Here is a 13,931-nt window from a genome sequence, read left to right as displayed (position 1 = left end):
TGAATCTCAAGGAGTTTTCCGTTTCGACTGCGCCGGAAGTGGGGCGAATTATAGACCTCTGGAATCTGCCGTCAACCGTTAATTTCGCTTTTCTTGCAGATTCTGCTTTTTAGCCATTAAACGCGGGATTCGTCTCATCACCGGCGGCACACGAAGCAGCAAGAGCACAGCGCCTATAAAGGCATAAATCGCCCACTCCTCTAGATCGGCCCGCACGATCCAGAGCATATGCAGCAAACCCAGCCCAAGTATCACGTAAACCAAGCGATGCAGCTTCTTCCAGCGAGCACCCAAACGACGCTGACTATAACGATTCGACGTCACTGCCAGTATCAGCAATCCGAGAAAGCCGAGTGCACCGACAATGATGTAAGGCCGCTTACGTAGCTCAACGCCCAACTGTGACCAGTCAAACCCGAGGATAAACGCCATATAGCTGAACAGATGTAGCGCTACATAAGCAAAACACCAAAGCCCTAACTGCCGGCGCACTGCAATCCACCCCGCCCAGCCGCTCAGCTTTTGCAACGGCGTCATGCTCAACGTAATCAACAGCAACACCAGCGTGCCAAGCCCGAGACGATCAACCAGCACCTTGCCTGGATCAGGCCCGAGCAGATCGGCGAACGCCTGATAGAACCACAGCAATGGCCAGATCGCTGCCGCAATGAACACGCCCACTCGCCAGAACGGATAACGCATCAGTAGTTCTTCCGCAGATCGAGCCCTGTATATAAAGAAGCGACTTCATCCGAGTAGCCGTTGAACATCTCCGTATCGCGCACATTCGGTTTGAACAGGCTGTTCGGCAAGCGCCGCTCGCGGGCTTGGGTCCAGCGCGGATGATCAACCGTCGGATTCACATTCGCGTAGAAGCCATATTCATCGGCAGCAATGCTTTGCCAAGTGGTCTTCGGCTGCTCGCTGACCAGACTGATGCGCACAATGGATTTCACGCTTTTGAAGCCGTACTTCCACGGCACCACCAGACGCAAAGGCGCGCCGTTCTGGTTCGGCAGTTCGCGTCCATACATGCCCACCGCCAGAATTGCCAAAGGATTCATCGCCTCATCCAGACGCAAGCCTTCGACGTACGGCCAGTCGATCAAGGCAAAACCGGAACGCTGGCCGGGCATGCTCTTGGGATCCTGCAGGGTTTCAAAGCGGATGTACTTGGCCTTGGAAGTCGGCTCGACCTGCTTGAGCAAGGCCGAGATGGGAAAGCCGATCCAGGGAATGACCATCGACCACGCCTCGACGCAGCGCAGACGATAAATACGTTCCTCCAGTTGATACGGCTTCATGAAGTCTTCCAGCGCATAACGCCCCGGCTTACCCACCTCCCCGTCAATGACCACGCTCCAGGGTTCGGTTTTCAGGTCGCCAGCGTTCCTCGCGGGATCGCCCTTGCCGGTACCGAATTCATAAAAGTTGTTGTAGTTCGTAGCGTCTTTATAAGGCGTGATCGCCTCGTCCTTGACATTGACCGCCCCCCATTGAGTAGAAGGAAGCTTTTCGGCAAACCAGGCCGGAGCCTTGCCGGATTCGACGTCAGAGTAGCGAGGGGTATCAGCGGCATTGGCCCAGCGCGGCAGGCTGCTCACGGCAATACCGGCAGCAGTGGCGCCGAGCAATTGGCGACGGGAGAGATAAATGGCTTCAGGCGTGACATCCGACTCATGGCAGTCGGATGCTTTGGGGATCTTAATCAACATGACAACTCCGCAGCTTTGGAGGACAGGTGCACCCATAGACTGCGGAGTATGCGGGAAATTACATCATTCGGCGTTTTTGTGACGACGAAGACGCAACAGATACTGCACCGGACCGGACGCCGCATAGGCGAGAAACACCAGCAGCAGAATGCGTGGCGGATCACTGAACACGACAGCGAATACCAGCACCACCGCCAGGATCGCCACGAACGGCACGCGACCTTTGAGATCCAGCTCCTTGAAGCTGTTGTACTTGATGTTGCTGACCATCAGCATGCCGGCCGCCGCCACCATCAACGCCACCAGGAACGACATCTTCGAACCCTGAATGCCGTAATCGCTGAACGCCCAGACAATGCCGGCCACCACACCTGCCGCCGCCGGGCTGGCCAGACCGATGAAGTAGCGTTTGTCCGCCGTGCCGACCTGGGTGTTGAAACGCGCCAGACGCAACGCCGCACCCGCTACATATATGAAGGCGACCATCCAGCCGACCTTGCCCATGTCTCCCAGCGCCCAGCCGAAGGCCAGCAATGCCGGCGCGACGCCGAAGGCGACCATGTCCGACAGCGAGTCGTACTCGGCGCCGAAGGCACTTTGCGTATTGGTCATGCGCGCCACGCGACCATCAAGACCGTCGAGCACCATCGCGACGAAAATCGCGATCGCAGCGAAGGCGAAGTACTTGCTCGCATTCACCGAGTCGCCGGCGCTCAACGCGGCCTGCGCGCTCATCGAGTTGATGATGGAATAGAAGCCTGCGAACAGGTTGGCGGTGGTGAACAGGTTCGGCAGCAGATAGATACCACGATGCCGGACTTTACGACCTTCGGCGTCGTGCCCTTCTTCGATGTGTTCATCGATGGGCAGCAGGCTTTCGGCGTCGGAAGCCTTGTTCGGCTCTTCGGGACGTTCGCTCATGGACATTACCTTGCAACGGTTTGGAAAAAATTCGACAGAGGCTTGAGGACGACAGTTCGGCCACAAACGATGCAGCTTTATACCAGAAGCACCGGCCCAAACGAAAAAACGCGGCCTAGGCCGCGTTTTTCGTACAAGGGACGACGACTTAGTTTTTGGCTTTGTCGACGATCTTGTTGGCACCGATCCACGGCATCATGGAGCGCAGTTGCTCGCCGATGATTTCGATACCGTGAGCGGCGTTGTTACGACGCTTGGCGGTCATCGAAGGGTAGCCGGTTGCGCCTTCGCTGATGAACATTTTGGCGTATTCGCCGTCCTGAATACGTTTCAGGGCGTTGCGCATGGCCTGACGGGATTCGGCGTTGATCACTTCCGGGCCAGTCACGTACTCGCCGTACTCGGCGTTGTTGGAGATCGAGTAGTTCATGTTGGCGATACCGCCTTCGTACATGAGGTCAACGATCAGCTTCAGTTCGTGCAGGCACTCGAAGTAGGCCATTTCCGGCGCGTAGCCAGCTTCAACCAGGGTTTCGAAACCGGCTTTTACCAGTTCAACGGTACCGCCGCACAGAACGGCTTGTTCGCCGAACAGGTCAGTTTCGGTCTCGTCCTTGAAGGTGGTTTCGATGATGCCGGTACGACCGCCACCGACGCCAGCGGCGTAGGACAGTGCAACGTTTTTGGCGTTGCCCGAGGCGTCCTGGTAGATCGCGATCAGGTCAGGGATACCGCCGCCTTTGACGAACTCGGAACGCACAGTGTGGCCCGGGGCTTTCGGCGCGATCATGATCACGTCGAGGTCGGCACGCGGAACAACCTGGTTGTAGTGAATCGCGAAGCCGTGGGAGAAGGCCAGAGTGGCGCCTTTCTTGATGTTCGGCTCGATTTCGTTCTTGTACAGCGAGGACTGGAACTCGTCCGGGGTCAGGATCATGACCAGGTCGGCAGCGGCAACAGCGGAAGCAACGTCGGTCACTTTCAGGCCGTGAGCTTCGGCTTTGGCAACGGTGGCCGAACCTTTACGCAGACCGACGGTAACGTCGACACCGGAGTCTTTGAGGTTGCACGCCTGAGCGTGGCCCTGGGAGCCGTAACCGATGATGGCAACTTTCTTGCCCTGGATGATCGACAGGTCGCAGTCTTTATCGTAGAAAACTTTCATGAATTTCCCCTTATATCCGGCCGTTCAGGCCATGCGCTAATTTGGTTTAGATGCTGAGAACTTTGTCGCCGCGAGCAATGCCGGTCACGCCGCTACGGACGGTTTCCAGAATCGATGCGGTGCCGATGGACTGAATGAAGCTGTCGAGCTTGTCGCTGGTACCGGTCAACTGAACGGTATACACGCTGGCGCTGACATCGACGATCTGCCCACGGTAGATATCGGTAGTGCGTTTGATCTCGGCGCGCTGGGCGCCAGTGGCCTTGACCTTGACCAGCATCAGTTCACGCTCGATGTGAGCGCTTTCCGACAGGTCCACCAGCTTGACCACTTCGATCAGCTTGTTCAGGTTTTTGGTGATCTGCTCGATGACTTCATCGTGACCCACGGTGGTCAGCGTCAGACGCGACAGGGTCGGGTCTTCGGTCGGCGCCACGGTCAGGCTTTCGATGTTGTAGTTGCGCTGCGAGAACAGGCCGACTACACGAGACAGAGCGCCGGGTTCGTTTTCCAGAAGCAGGGAAATAATGTGCCGCATGATTAAGTACGCTCCGTCTTGCTCAGCCACATATCGCGCATGGAGCCGTCTTTGATCTGCATCGGGTAGACGTGCTCGCTGGTGTCGACCGCAACATCGATGATCACCAGGCGATCCTTCATGGCGAACGCTTCGGCCATCTTCGACTTCAAATCTTTCGATTCGGTGATGCGTACGCCAACGTGGCCGTAGGCTTCAGCCAGCTTGATGAAGTCGGGCAGCGATTCCATGTAGGAGTGCGAGTGACGGCTGCCGTAGCTCATGTCCTGCCACTGGCGAACCATGCCCAGCACACCGTTGTTGAGGATGACGATCTTTACCGGCAAGCCGTATTGCAGGCAGGTCGACAGCTCCTGGATGTTCATCTGGATACTGCCTTCGCCGGTGACGCAGGCAACGTCGTCGTCCGGAAAGCTCAGCTTGATGCCCATCGCTGCTGGCAGACCGAAGCCCATCGTGCCCAGACCACCGGAGTTGATCCAGCGGTTAGGCTTGTTGAACGTGTAGTACTGCGCAGCGAACATCTGGTGCTGACCCACGTCGGAGGTCACAAAGGCGTCGCCCTTGGTCACTTCGCAGAGGGTTTCGATCACGGTCTGCGGTTTGATCTTGCTGCCGTCGCCCTTTTCATAAGGGAACAGGCCGCGATCGCCACGCCATTCATCGACCTGCTTCCACCAACTGGCCACGGAATCCTTGTTCGGGGTCTCGCCGATTTCCTTGAGGATCGCGACCATTTCGGTCAGGACGCTCTCGACCGGACCCACGATTGGCACGTCAGCCTTGATGGTCTTGGAGATCGACGCCGGGTCGATGTCGATGTGGATGATCTTGGCGTTCGGGCAGAATTTCGCCGGGCCGTTGATCACCCGATCGTCGAAGCGTGCGCCGACGGCGAGGATCACATCGGCATGGTGCATCGCCAGGTTCGCGGTGTAGCTGCCGTGCATGCCGAGCATGCCGATGAACTGACGGTCAGTGCCAGGGAAAGCGCCCAGACCCATCAAGGTGTTGGTCACCGGCAGGTTGAGCATTTTCGCCAGCTCGGTCAGTTGCGCGGAGCCATTGCCGAGAATCACGCCGCCGCCGGAGTACAGCACCGGGCGCTTGGCCGCCAACAACATTTCTGCCGCCTTGCGGATCTGCCCGGAGTGACCGCGAACGGCCGGGCTGTAGGAACGCAGCTTGGCTTTCTTCGGGAAAACGTATTCGAATTTCTCGGCCGGATTGGTCATGTCTTTCGGGATGTCGACCACGACCGGGCCCGGACGACCGGACTGCGCCAGGTAGAAGGCCTTCTTCATGACTTCCGGGATTTCCGAAGCGTGCTTGATCATGAAGCTGTGCTTCACGATCGGCCGGGAGATACCGATCATGTCGGTTTCCTGGAACGCGTCGGTGCCGACCATGGTGCTTGGCACCTGACCGGAAATGATCACCATCGGAATCGAGTCCATATAGGCGGTGGCGATACCGGTGATGGCGTTTGTGGCGCCTGGACCGGATGTCACCAATACCACGCCGGCTTTACCGGTGGCACGGGCGTAGCCGTCAGCCATATGGGTCGCCGCTTGTTCGTGACGAACCAGGATGTGGGTCACTTCCGGTTCTTTGAACAGGGCATCGTAAACATGCAGGAGAGCACCACCCGGGTACCCGTAGATATATTTGACGCCTTCGTCACGCAAAAAGCGGACGAGCATCTCACCGCCAGATAAAAGCTCCACGTTGTTCACCTCTAAAACGCCAGAATACCGTCCACAAAAAAGGGGCGGGTCTTAATAGGTTTACTTCTCGGCAGAGCATGAGCGACGGTGGTCGCCGACTACGTCAGCACTGACTGAGCAAGTATTGGGATCGTCCCAAGTGTTGCGGGCCTTTCCCACCCAGCGCGAGGTAACGCGTTGCGGGTGTAACAGGTCGGCGCGGATGTGCGCCTCATGATCTACCGAGTGGGTCTGCTTCTGGCAGTCCCTCTACAGCGGACTTTGGATTCTTCTGTTTCGCCCTCTGCAAGTCAAGTCGTCTGTGGGGTTAATTGTGGGTAAGCACATGAGAACGCAAGAAAAAACCTGAAAAGCGCTACTCTGTTAGCGTCAATTGCGCATTTTTGCCAAGGAATCAGCATGCGAACGCTCCTCCTTACTCTGCTGATCGGTCTCAGCCCATGGTGCTCGGCCGCTCAAATCTACAAATGGGTCGATGCCCAAGGCGTCACGCATTTCGATGCACAACCGCCGCAGGGCCAACCGGCGACGACCCTGCAAACGCCCTCCTCACCCGCGCCGAAAGCCGCGCCGCTGCCGGGCGGCGGCGTACTCGGCGATCAGAAAGCCATTGATGCCAAGGTGAAGAAACAGGTCGCCGAGCAGCAGGCGCAGCTCGAGGCCTTTTGCGAACAGGCACGCACGAACCTGGCGCAACTGCAGAACAATCCGCGTTTGCGTGAGGAGGTCGAGGGGGATGTGCGCAGGCTCGACGATACACAGCGTCAGGAACGCATCGTCGAAGCGAAGAAGCAGATTGCCGAGAATTGCTCGTAATCGCGACGTCGGAACTTGTAGGAGCTGACGAGTGCAACGAGGCTGCGATCTTTTGATCCTGCTCGTCTAAAGTCAAAAGATCGCAGCCTTCGGCAGCTCCTACAAAGCTCCTACACAACCGCGCTCAGCGGGAGGCAGTGATCAGCCGGTCAAACTCTTTGAGCAGCACCTGCAACTGCCGATCCTTGCCGCCAAGGTTGCGCTGGGCGAAGACCATTTCCGCCATTTCCTGAATGCCCGAGGCGTTCGGTAAGGGCAGATCCTGTTCGAGGATCATCTTCATGCGCGGCAGGAAGATCCATTGCAGCCATTGCTCGAAGTCCAGCGTGTCGACCGAGAACGGCTCGACACTGCTCAGGGCTTCGACCGACGGCTGAACCTCATCCCACCAGCCCTGGGTGCGCAGCTCGCGTTCAATCAACAACAGCTGATCGGCGATTTTCGGGAAACGCACGTCCATCACAGGGAAACCTTGGCCTTCTGACGGGCCAGCGCGGCGCCGGCGGAATCGCCTTGTTTCTCACGAGATTGAGCGATGATTTCCCACAGGCTGGCTTGCAGATCCGGACGACCGTTGGCCATGGTCAACGCGCGACGGGCAAATTGCTCGGCTTGCGGCGCATCGCCCTGGGCCATGCGCACCTGCGCCAGACGGTAAAGCACTTGTGGCTCACGGGGGGCGACACGTTGCGCCCGCTCCAGGCTGGAAGAGGCACCGTTGAGGTCGCCGCCGGCCTGCTGCTGTTGCGCGGTGGTCAGCAAGGCGAGTACCGGACCGTCCAGTTGCTCATCCGCCGACAGCCCGCCACCGCTGCTGGCCGAAGGAATGCCACTTGGCGTCGACGGCATGCTGTAGCTGCCGGAGTTGATCGGTGCCGACTCAACCGCCGATGGGTTGTAAGGCCCCGACGTGATACCGCCGGATGCAGGCCCCGGGACGATCGGCGAAGAACTGATCGGTGTTGACACCGCAGCACCGCCGCCCGGCACCATCACCACCACGCCGGTATCGCCTTGCGGAATCGCCTGAGTCTGGCCCTGCGCCGGGCGCTTGACCGTGGTCTGGCGGAAACCGCCATTGGCGCCGATGCGTTCGCTATTGGACACGGCCGTACCCGAATCCACTACCGGAATCGAACCACGCTGTACGGTGGAGCAGCCGCTGAGCAAAGCCACGGCGGTCACCGCTGGAATCAACCACTTGTTCACTTGAAACCCTCTTTGCTTAATTCATCCAGCCCTTGACCCAGTCCATCACCGATTCCGGCGAGGCAGGTGTTTCGCTTGCACACGCGGCGCCGGGTGGCGGCTCGCTGCCGCGAATATACGGCATCTGTACCGCGCCGGGGCAGTTGGCATCCGAACCCTGGCCGGTGCGCGAATCGACCCACGCTTGCACGACGTTGTCCGGCTGCGGCATGTCCAGCGGCAGCGGATCGGCCTTGCGCATGAAACTGGTCCAGACCTGCAGCGCACCGGTGGCCCCGGTGAACGGCGTCTTGCCGTTGTCGTCGCGACCCAGCCAGACCACTGCCAGCAGATCCTGACTGAAACCGGCAAACCAGCTGTCGCGCGAATCGTTACTGGTACCGGTCTTGCCCGCCAGTGTCAGGGTCTTGGGCAGCACGTTATAAACCGAACTGCCGGTACCTTCACGCATCACCCGCTGCATGGCGTTCTGGATCAGGTAAATCGAGGCAGGGTCGAAGCGCTGTTCGATCTGGAACGGATAACGCTTGAGCGGCTCGCCCTCGGCGGTCAGCACGCTGCGAATGCCGCGCATCGGCGTATTGAAACCACCGTTGGCCAGCGTCTGGTACATGGTCGCCACTTCGATCGGCGTCATGCCGCCAGCACCGAGCAGCATCGACGGGAACGCCGGGAATTCACGGGTAACTCCCAGACGACCTACGGTCTTGAGCACGTTCGGCACGCCGACTTCCAGGCCCAGGCGCGAGGTCGACAGGTTGTAGGAATGCGCCAGGCCCTGATAGAGGAACACCGTACCGTGGGAGCGGCGATCGTAGTTCTGCGGCTTCCACACCTGACCGTTGGCGCCTTTGACTGACAGCGGATCGTCCGACAGCCAACTGGTCAGCGTGTACTGGCTCGGTTTCTCAAGCGCGGTCAGATACACCGCCGGTTTGATCAGCGAGCCGATCGGGCGTACCGCATCGAGTGCGCGGTTGAAACCGGCGTAACTGGCCTGACGGCTGCCGATCATCGCCTGGACTTCGCCGGTTTCCGGGTTGGTCACGACCATCGCCGCTTCGACGTCATCCGAGCCCTTGCGCCCGGCCAGACGCTTGAATGTGTCGTTGACCGAGGCTTCGGCTTTCATCTGCAGAATCGGGTCGAAACTGGTGAAGATGCGCAGGCCTTCTTCGGTCAAGTCTTCGTCGCGGTAGTCTTCGCGCAACTGGCGTTTGACCAGGTCGATAAAGCCCGGGAACGAGCTGTCGGCGAGCTTGCCGCGAGTCGTCACACCGAGCGGCATTTTCTTCGCCGCTTCGACTTGTTCGGGGGTTGCCACGCCTTGCTGCGCCAGCACGTCGAGGACCAGATTGCGCCGCTCCAGCGCGCGTTCCGGGTTGCGGCGCGGGTTGTAGTAGGACGGTCCCTTGACCATGCCGACCAGCATCGCAACTTGATGCAGTTTCAGCTCGGACAATGGCTGGCCGAAGAAGAACTGACTGGCCAGACCAAAACCGTGCACCGCACGCTGGCCGTCCTGACCGACGAAGACTTCGTTGAGGTAGGCCTCAAGAATTTCCTTCTTGTCGTAATGCAGTTCCAGCAGCAACGCCATCATCGCTTCGGTGAGCTTGCGGGTCAGGCTGCGTTCGCTGGTCAGGTAGAAGTTCTTCACCAACTGCTGGGTCAGCGTACTGCCGCCCTGGGTCATCTTGCCGCCGGAGGTGTTGATCCACACGGCGCGGGCGATCGATTTCGGCGACACGCCCCAATGGCTGTAGAAGTCGCGGTCTTCGACGGCGATCAGGGTTTCGAGCAGGTACGGCGGCACCTGATCGAGTTTGATCAGGATGCGATCTTCGAGATTTTTCGGGTAAATGCCGCCGATCATCAGCGGCTCGAGGCGCACCACCGACAGTTTCGAACCGTTGGTCGAGGACAGTTCGGCGACGTAATCGCCGGAGAAGCGCACACGCACCGGCTGCGGCTTTTCCAGACCTTCATAGAACTGGAAGCCACGGGTGTTCAGGTCAACCGTATTGCCGCTGACGGCGGCGGCGCCGGGGCCATTGCTCACGGCTTCGCGGCGATAGCCGAGGGCATCGAGTTCGGTGAGGAAATCGTCCTTGCTGAGCTTCTGTCCGACGAACAGCTCAAGCGGGCGCGCGTACACCTTGGCCGGGATGGTCCAGCGCTTGCCGGAGAACTTCTCCTGCACCACGGCATCGAGGTAAACGGCAAAGCCGGCCAGCACTACAAGGCCGACCAGGCTGAGTTTAATGGCCCAGCTCAACCATGGGCTGAGGCCCTTGGCTGGTGGTTTTTTCTTGGTACGGGGGGATCGGGATCGAGTCATGGCGGCGGATTATACGCACTTTATCGATCCTCAACAGGCACGCGCGGAGGTTTGCGTCAGGCGGGCAAGCAGCCATAATGGCCGCCTCGAATTCCCCCGCCTCTGAAGGATCGCCCGTGAGCCAGTCCCTGATCGCTGCCCTGCAAAACCCGGCCCTCTACCCGCATCCCGTCGAAGGGTTTCAGGTCATCGAAACCCACATCTCGTGGGTGATTCTCACCGGGCCCTTTGCCTATAAAGTGAAGAAGCCGGTGAATTTCGGCTTCCTCGACTTCACCAGCCTCGACGCACGTGCGCATTTCTGCGCTGAAGAGCTGCGGCTGAACCAGCGTCTGACCGATGATTTGTATCTGGACGTGTTGCCGGTCACCGGCAGCGTCGAGGCACCGCAACTGGGCGGCGACGGCCCGGCTATCGAATACGTGCTGAAAATGCGCCAGTTCCCGCAGAGCGGCTTGCTCAGCACCCTGCAAGCCAATGGCGAACTGACCACTCAGCACATCGACGCGTTGGCCGAGCAGATCGCCCATTTCCATCTCAACGCCCCGAAAGTCCCGGCCGAACACGACGCCGGTACACCGGACAGCGTGATGGCGCCGGTCGCGCAAAATTTCGAGCAGATCCTGCCGTTCCTCAGCGACAAGAACGACTTGCTGCAACTTGAGGCATTGAAAGCCTGGGCCGAAAGCAGCTTCGAGCGCCTCAAGCCCCTGTTCGCCCAGCGCAAGACACAAGGTTTCACCCGTGAATGCCACGGCGACATTCACCTGGGCAACGCCACGGTCATCGACGGCAATGTGGTGATCTTCGACTGCATCGAGTTCAACGAGCCATTCCGTTTCACTGATGTCTGGGCCGACACCGGCTTCCTCGCCATGGACCTGGAAGACCGTGGCCTGAAATCGTTGGCGCGTCGCCTCATCAGCCAGTATCTGGAACTGACCGGCGACTATGAGGGCCTGGAAGTGCTGAACTTCTATAAAGCCTACCGCGCGCTGGTGCGGGCCAAGGTGGCATTGTTCAGCATGCCGGCGGACGCGACTGCGGTGCAGCGCGCCACCACCCTGCGCCAGTACCGCAACTACGCCAACCTGGCGGAAAGCTACAGCACCATTCCTTCGCGCTTCATGGCCATTACCCACGGTGTTTCCGCAGTCGGCAAGAGCCATGTGGCCATGCGCCTGGTCGAAGCGCTGGGCGCAATTCGCCTGCGTTCCGATGTCGAGCGCAAGCGCCTGTTCGGTGAGCAGACCGTTGCCAACGACGTGCAGGCCGGCATTTACAGTGCCGACGCCAGCACCGCGACCTACGCACGTCTGCATGAAATCGCCGAGGTGATCCTGCACGCCGGCTTCCCGGTGGTGATCGACGCGACTTACCTCAAGCGTGAACAGCGCGACAACGCGGCGAAGATTGCCGAAGCCACCGGCACGCCGTTCCTGATCCTCGACTGCAACGCCCCGCAAGCCGTGATCGAGAGCTGGCTGGCGATGCGCCAGGCCGATCAGAAGGATCCGTCCGACGCCACCCTGGCAGTGATCGAAGCGCAGCAGGCCAACCGCGAAGCGCTGACCCCGGAGGAGATTCTGCGCAGCAAACGCGTGCAGACCAATGAATCCGGCACGCTGGACACCGTGGTTGCGCAGATCCGTCAGCGCCTGCCGGGCCTGTAAAAAACTATTTCGGCCGTGAAGCCCTCGCTCGCTTCACGGCCGGCAAATAGTGGCACTATACTGGCGTCATAAAACCAACAGGTGATCTGACATGAGCCAGCCTAAACTGCTCGACACTCCGCTTTACGCCCTGCTGCACAAAGATGACGTTGCAGGCTTCAACAAAGAACGTCCACAGGATGGTCTGATCGACATGGTCGGCGGCGATTTCCGTGGCCTCGACCTGCGTGAACTGAACGCCGATAACGTGGATTTCCGGGATGCGTATTTCCGCTCCGCCGATTTGCGTGGCATCGATTTCCGCAAGGCTTCGCTCGAAGGCGCCAGCCTGGCCCATGCACAGATTTCCGGTGCGTACTTTCCGCCGGAGCTGAGTGCCGACGAGATCCTGATGTCGATGAATTTCGGTACACGGTTGCGCTATCGCACTCGCTGATATCCGGAAATCTTCCTGACACCACGCCTTGCCCCTATGGGAGCGAGCCTGCTCGCGACGGCGTAGTGTCAGTCGATATTGATTGTGTCTGATACGCCCTCTTCGCGAGCAGGCTCGCTCCCACATTGATAATCGTTTACCTCCCTTCCCTCTGCGTTCGCAGGTCCTTTACCCCCCTTTCTTAGAAGCTTTTGCGTCGAATCCGACCAAACAACCACGCTTTTCCTACTGATGGCTACACTGCTGAGAAGCTCGCCCACGCACCATTCGGCCGTCGCAAGGAGGCTTGATGAATGATGAACTGCAACACCTGAAAAATCTTGGCAAGACATCGGCGCAATGGCTGCATGCCGTGGGCATCCACAGCGCCTCGGACTTGCGTCGCCTCGGTGCAGTGGATGCCTACCGGGCCGTGCGTACTCGAGGCTTTCGCGCTTCAAAGGTGTTGTTGTATGCGATCGAAGGGGCGTTGATGGACGTGCACTGGAACGACATCCCTGCCGAGCGCAAGGACGCCTTGAACAAGCAGCTCGAAGCCATTTCCGCGCGCCATAAAAACTGAACAGGCGCTGACGCCATGTATTTACTGGGGGAACAATCGGCCCACGCCGACGCATTGATCAATCGCTTGCAGAGTCTTCCCGGGCAGTGGCTGCAGGATTTGTCGCCGTGCGCGCCTGTTGTCGAACTGGAGGCCACGGATGATTTGTATACGCAGTTGCCGGACGATCAGCTGTTTTTGCTGAGCGAGGGCGTGGTACATGGCTACATCGCGGGCCGTGCGCTGTTCTACTGGCAGGAAGGTGATCTGCTCGGCCTGCAACGTGGCGAGCAATGGAGCGACTGTAGCGTATGCAGCGAGAGCACTGTGCGCCTGCTGCCCTATGGTCGCGCAGAGGTTTTGCAGCATTTGTATGCCGACCCTGATCGAGCCGAGCAGCTTCTGAGCTATCTGCTCGGGCAAATGGCGCTGCTCGCCCACGCTGTGGCCGAGTTGAAACCCCGGGAGTTCCGCAGCACCAACGGCTTCAAACGGGTCGAGGCCGGTGCCGTGCTGATTCAACAGGGCGATGCAGCGGACCATGTTTTCGTGATTATCGATGGGCATGCTGAGGCGTTCGTCGACGGGCACAAGGTCGGTGACGTGCCGAAGGACGAGATTTTCGGCGCCATGGCGTTGTTTACCGGCGAGCCGCGCAACGCCACGGTAGTGACTTCCGAGCCGAGCACGGTGATGTTGATTCCCGGTGATCAATTTTTGAGCATGACCCGCAGCAATCCGAAGATTGCCCACAGCCTGATTGAGGGGATGGCTTGGCGCATTGGTCAGTTGAATCGGCAGATTACGCAGTTGACGACGCAGCGCACCTAGCGCATAGCCCTTTATTCA

The 13,931-nt window shown here is 59.2% G+C and carries 14 protein-coding genes; 5 read left to right on the top strand and 9 right to left on the bottom strand.

The genetic code is table 11. The features are described 5' to 3' along the window. Positions 1 to 78: 78 nt before the first annotated feature. The 6 genes from msrQ to J2Y39_RS24755 all read right to left on the bottom strand — a co-directional run bounded on the left by msrQ (position 79) and on the right by J2Y39_RS24755 (position 6,066). Positions 79 to 702, bottom strand: a complete 624-nt coding sequence (gene msrQ / locus J2Y39_RS24780) for a protein-methionine-sulfoxide reductase heme-binding subunit MsrQ (RefSeq protein ID WP_095181813.1) — start codon at positions 700 to 702, stop codon at positions 79 to 81. Further along, positions 702 to 1,715 carry a protein-methionine-sulfoxide reductase catalytic subunit MsrP gene (msrP, locus tag J2Y39_RS24775; protein WP_095181814.1) on the bottom strand — a complete coding sequence of 338 codons (1,014 nt, stop codon included), beginning with the start codon at positions 1,713 to 1,715 and terminating at the stop codon, positions 702 to 704. Before msrP ends, msrQ begins: the two co-directional genes overlap by 1 nt. Positions 1,716 to 1,778: 63 nt before the next feature. Beyond that, positions 1,779 to 2,636, bottom strand: a complete 858-nt coding sequence (pssA, locus tag J2Y39_RS24770; protein ID WP_016773182.1) for a CDP-diacylglycerol--serine O-phosphatidyltransferase — start codon at positions 2,634 to 2,636, stop codon at positions 1,779 to 1,781. Positions 2,637 to 2,784: 148 nt separating this feature from the next. Then, complete coding sequence (gene ilvC / locus J2Y39_RS24765; protein WP_003228216.1) at positions 2,785 to 3,801, bottom strand: ketol-acid reductoisomerase; 1,017 nt, start codon at positions 3,799 to 3,801, stop codon at positions 2,785 to 2,787. A gap of 46 nt (positions 3,802 to 3,847) precedes the next feature. Then, a complete protein-coding gene (gene ilvN, locus J2Y39_RS24760) occupies positions 3,848 to 4,339 on the bottom strand; it encodes an acetolactate synthase small subunit (protein ID WP_003176102.1) in 492 nt (163 codons plus the stop codon). Between the two features lie 2 nt (positions 4,340 to 4,341). Beyond that, positions 4,342 to 6,066, bottom strand: a complete 1,725-nt coding sequence (locus tag J2Y39_RS24755) for an acetolactate synthase 3 large subunit (RefSeq protein ID WP_252876901.1) — start codon at positions 6,064 to 6,066, stop codon at positions 4,342 to 4,344. A 399-nt stretch (positions 6,067 to 6,465) separates the two neighbouring features. Between J2Y39_RS24755 and J2Y39_RS24750 the strand changes: the two genes are divergently transcribed. After that, positions 6,466 to 6,882 (top strand): DUF4124 domain-containing protein, encoded by a 417-nt coding sequence (locus J2Y39_RS24750; RefSeq protein WP_095181815.1) that lies wholly within the window; start codon positions 6,466 to 6,468, stop codon positions 6,880 to 6,882. Positions 6,883 to 7,006: 124 nt separating this feature from the next. Here J2Y39_RS24750 and J2Y39_RS24745 read toward each other — a convergent pair whose 3' ends face one another. The 3 genes from J2Y39_RS24745 to mrcB are packed head-to-tail and all read right to left on the bottom strand — an operon-like array spanning position 7,007 to position 10,432. Further along, positions 7,007 to 7,342: a YqcC family protein gene (locus J2Y39_RS24745; RefSeq protein WP_056790386.1), complete on the bottom strand. Its 336-nt coding sequence runs from the start codon at positions 7,340 to 7,342 to the stop codon at positions 7,007 to 7,009. Continuing rightward, on the bottom strand, positions 7,342 to 8,091 hold the full coding sequence (locus J2Y39_RS24740) for a M48 family metallopeptidase (RefSeq protein ID WP_041477844.1): 750 nt from the start codon (positions 8,089 to 8,091) through the stop codon (positions 7,342 to 7,344). Before J2Y39_RS24740 ends, J2Y39_RS24745 begins: the two co-directional genes overlap by 1 nt. Before the next feature lie 16 nt (positions 8,092 to 8,107). Beyond that, positions 8,108 to 10,432 (bottom strand): penicillin-binding protein 1B, encoded by a 2,325-nt coding sequence (mrcB, locus tag J2Y39_RS24735; protein WP_095181816.1) that lies wholly within the window; start codon positions 10,430 to 10,432, stop codon positions 8,108 to 8,110. A gap of 116 nt (positions 10,433 to 10,548) precedes the next feature. Here mrcB and J2Y39_RS24730 point away from each other — a divergent pair, with 116 nt between their 5' ends. The 4 genes from J2Y39_RS24730 (at position 10,549) to J2Y39_RS24715 (ending at position 13,913) form a co-directional block, all read left to right on the top strand. Beyond that, the gene (locus tag J2Y39_RS24730) at positions 10,549 to 12,105 is read left to right on the top strand and encodes a bifunctional aminoglycoside phosphotransferase/ATP-binding protein (protein WP_056790394.1); all 1,557 of its coding nucleotides are present in this window, start codon (positions 10,549 to 10,551) and stop codon (positions 12,103 to 12,105) included. 91 nt (positions 12,106 to 12,196) lie between these two features. Next, a complete protein-coding gene (locus tag J2Y39_RS24725; protein WP_041477841.1) occupies positions 12,197 to 12,541 on the top strand; it encodes a pentapeptide repeat-containing protein in 345 nt (114 codons plus the stop codon). A gap of 289 nt (positions 12,542 to 12,830) precedes the next feature. Continuing rightward, the gene (locus J2Y39_RS24720; RefSeq protein WP_016773175.1) at positions 12,831 to 13,103 is read left to right on the top strand and encodes a TfoX/Sxy family protein; all 273 of its coding nucleotides are present in this window, start codon (positions 12,831 to 12,833) and stop codon (positions 13,101 to 13,103) included. 15 nt (positions 13,104 to 13,118) lie between these two features. Further along, positions 13,119 to 13,913 (top strand): Crp/Fnr family transcriptional regulator, encoded by a 795-nt coding sequence (locus J2Y39_RS24715; protein WP_310220227.1) that lies wholly within the window; start codon positions 13,119 to 13,121, stop codon positions 13,911 to 13,913. Positions 13,914 to 13,931: the final 18 nt, after the last annotated feature.

Source organism: Pseudomonas sp. 2957, assembly GCF_031456345.1.
GTDB lineage: Bacteria > Pseudomonadota > Gammaproteobacteria > Pseudomonadales > Pseudomonadaceae > Aquipseudomonas > Aquipseudomonas siliginis.
This window is presented reverse-complemented; position numbering and strand designations above follow the sequence as displayed.